Source organism: Pseudomonas sp. MD195_PC81_125 (genome assembly GCF_014060985.1).
Lineage (GTDB): Bacteria > Pseudomonadota > Gammaproteobacteria > Pseudomonadales > Pseudomonadaceae > Aquipseudomonas > Aquipseudomonas parakoreensis.
In genome coordinates this window covers 1-711 of the sequence record NZ_JABULD010000909.1, presented here as the reverse complement: position 1 = coordinate 711, position 711 = coordinate 1, and the positions used below count along the sequence as shown (strand labels likewise).

Genomic DNA, 711 nt, shown 5'->3' with positions numbered 1-711 from the left:
AAAATACACCGGATACTCACGGCTGTCATAGCGCTTGCCGGCATAGGCGTAGTTCGAGCGCTGGCGGAACGAGTTACGGAAAGTTGCCCCGCCAAAGACCCAGCCTGAAGCCTGATTGCGTTCGATGCCGATCAAGTCCTGATGATTATTGTGTTCGGGGTCAGGCGAATAATGTCGGGTGTAGACGCTGGTCTGGGCATACCAGAAGCCCGTGTCCTGCGCATCGTCCGCGGCCAATGCATGGCCGGTCTGAGTCATCAGCAATACGGTCAGAAGTCTTCGGATGTTCATTGTGCAGCCTCGGTTAAACGGGATGGCTTGCGCCAGAGGAAGGCCGTTATACGTAGGCGTTCAGCGACGGAGAAGAAAGAAAGTCCGACATTTTAGTAGGTAGTTTCCCGCGCCTTCATGAACGAAACCTGAACAAGTGAAGGCTTATGCATATTTCATTCGGGTATTTAAGATATTGCTGCAAGGGTATTAGGCTATATAAAACCGGATAACCGGGCAGATGATCCCGCATTATCGTTGTCAGGCGGGTCATACATCCTTTAGCACTTTTCGTTTTACAGTTACTGCTATATGTTCTATCAAGCGAATTGTGCTTACATCTTGTAATACTTGCGGGGCCGAACACTTCCGTCATGACAGCCATTGAATCTGCTTTTGTGAATCTGGCTTACCCTCCGCGGCTCGATCTGGGGGCCGCAG

The 711-nt window shown here is 50.9% G+C and carries 1 pseudogene; it reads right to left on the bottom strand.

Annotation, left to right across the window (positions count from 1 at the left end):
• Positions 1–291 (bottom strand): annotated as a pseudogene (locus HT737_RS30275) (sn-glycerol-3-phosphate transporter); the annotation flags it as partial.
• Between the last annotated feature and the right edge of the window lie 420 nt (positions 292–711).